Raw genomic sequence first — 2505 nt, 5'->3', positions numbered from 1 at the left:
AGTGCGGCTCGTTGACGCGCCAAGGAGAAATCCGAAAGCGTCACACCTGCTTTCAGCAGGTTAATAGGGAAGGGTGGCAACACTCGAAACCGAGATAACTTAGTTTCCGTGGAGGTGAAAGTCCTCCTTCTGTAAGTGTCCAGGTAACAGCATCACCCCCAGCTATGGAGAGGGTAGCACCGCCAGAACTGAAGCGGGGTGAAAACCGGATAAGCAACGAGCCTGAAATGTAGTGAAACCGGGAGCATCTGGGGCAGAACAGCGAAAGCGAACTCTCGTACAAACCGTCGTCATTATCAACTTGCGGAATAAGGCTAATACGCAGGGAGCGAAATAGGCTCACGGGAACGGTAGATAGCAGCTTGTCCTTCTGACTATCGGCACTTACCAAAACCCGGCGGATTGAGAGGTTCTACAACCAGTACCAACGGAAACTAGGAACGAGTTAAACCAAGGGAACGGCTCTCCAGAATCGGTCAGACTCTGGAGTAGTAGCTAGCGTAAGCCACCCTTGGAAGGATTGGGTCAGAAGCCAACGCCCCTCTGTAATGGAGAGGATATGCTGACAGACTCACTGCTGTGTGAAAGATACGTTCGCAAAGTACGAGTAAAGATGTCCAAAACGGAGATTACATCACAAGTGGAATGGAAAAATGTGAACTGGCGGAAAGCCGAGTTTGCAGTTTTCAAGCTCCAAAAGCGGATTTATCGCGCTTCACAGCGTGGAGATGTTCAAACAGTTAGGCGGCTCCAAAAGAGTCTAGCTCAGTCCTGGTCTGCAAAACTAATTGCCGTGCGACGGGTTACACAGGACAATAAAGGTCGGGTTACGGCTGGAGTTGACAGGATAAAATCCTTAAAACCTCCAGCACGATTAGAACTGGCAAAAAACCTGAGAGTAAACGGGAAATCAGCACCAACTCGAAGGGTTTGGATTCCTAAACCCGGAAAGCCGGAAAAACGAGGACTCGGAATCCCAACAATTGAGGAAAGAGCAAAACAAACGCTAATCAAGCTGGCGTTAGAACCAGAATGGGAAGCACGTTTTGAATCGGAATCATACGGCTTTAGACCTGGCAGATCTTGTCATGACGCAGTTGAAGCAATCCGAACGTACATCGCCCAAAAACCGAAGTATGTTTTGGATGCAGACATCTGTCGATGTTTTGACAAAATAAACCATACCAAACTGTTAGAAAAACTTAATACCTTTCCCATCTTCTCGCGTCAAATCAAAGCGTGGCTCAAAGCGGGAGTAATCGACTTCAGCAGATGGGCAGAAAGGAAGGGATTTCAAGAGACACTGGAAGGTGTTCCGCAAGGTGGTAGTATCTCACCACTTTTAACGAACATCGCGCTCCACGGTATGCAACAACGCATAGAGGCACAGTTTCCCAGCGATAAAGCAAACAGAATCCGAAATACCAAAAGGTTATTTGGAAAGGAAGTGAAAGCTCCTACGCTTATACGCTACGCGGATGACTTAATTGTCATATGCGAAGAACTTGCCGTGGTACAACAATGTCAGCAAATTCTATCAGAATGGTTAAGCGAATTGGGGCTTGAGTTGAAACCCGAAAAAACTCGGCTAGTACATACACTAGAAGAACATGGTGGAGAAAAGCCGGGATTTAATTTTCTAGGATTTTCCATTCGCCAATACCCAGTAGGGAAACACCATTCAGGTGAAACATCGAAAGGTAAAAAATTGGGTTTCAAAACTATCGTAAAACCCTCCAACGAAAAGCTTCAAGCTCATTACAGAAAGCTCGATAAGTACGTCGAGGAGAATAACAGCAGTAGTCAAGCTGCTCTAATCAGTTTCCTCAATCCAATCATTAGAGGATGGTGTCACTACCAATCTCCTTGGAACTCAAAGGAAACGTTCAATAAACTCGACCACCTACTCTGGAGCAGACTGTATCGATGGGGGAAACGCCGTCACCCTAACAAAGGGAAAAAGTGGGTTGCCAGAAAATATTGGCGAACCATCGGTAATAACAATTGGGTCTTTGCAAGCTCTAGGAAAGAGCAGGATTCCTTCAACCTCCTACTCCATGCCGCATTTCCTGCGGGTTTGAGATGGACAAAGGTACAAGGAACACGCAGCCCCTACGATGGAGACTCGATTTATTGGAGCGCCAGAATGGGCGAAAATTACAAATACCTAGAACCGCAGAAAGCAAGACTGCTCAAGCGGCAGAAAGGTAGATGCGCCCAATGTGGACTGAACTTTAACCCAGGTGATTCAATCGAAAAACACCACCTAAAACCTAGAGCCAAGGGTGGAAATAATGCCGACAAAAACCTGATATTAGTCCACCTGCATTGCCACGACCAAATTCACGGGCAATCTGAAACAGAACCGCGCTGAGGGAGTTTTCCCTTATTGGAGATGTCACAAGCAAAGGTGACAGTCACACACTGAGGAGCCGAATGAATAGCGATATTCACGTTCGGTTCTGGAGCCGAGCAGGTAGGGCGACCTGCCTGCTTAGGTTAACA

At 47.0% G+C, this 2505-nt stretch carries 1 protein-coding gene; it reads left to right on the top strand.

The window, feature by feature from the left end; translation table 11 throughout:
- Nucleotides 1–613: 613 nt before the first annotated feature.
- Nucleotides 614–2374 carry a group II intron reverse transcriptase/maturase gene (locus E5S67_RS31675; protein WP_172193410.1) on the top strand — a complete coding sequence of 587 codons (1761 nt, stop codon included), beginning with the start codon at nucleotides 614–616 and terminating at the stop codon, nucleotides 2372–2374.
- Nucleotides 2375–2505 lie beyond the last annotated feature (131 nt).

The organism is Microcoleus asticus IPMA8 (assembly GCF_013179805.1).
Taxonomy (GTDB): Bacteria; Cyanobacteriota; Cyanobacteriia; order Cyanobacteriales; family Microcoleaceae; genus Microcoleus; species Microcoleus asticus.
The sequence above is the reverse complement of the archived record's forward strand: the minus strand, read 5'-3'. Positions and strand labels throughout refer to the sequence as shown.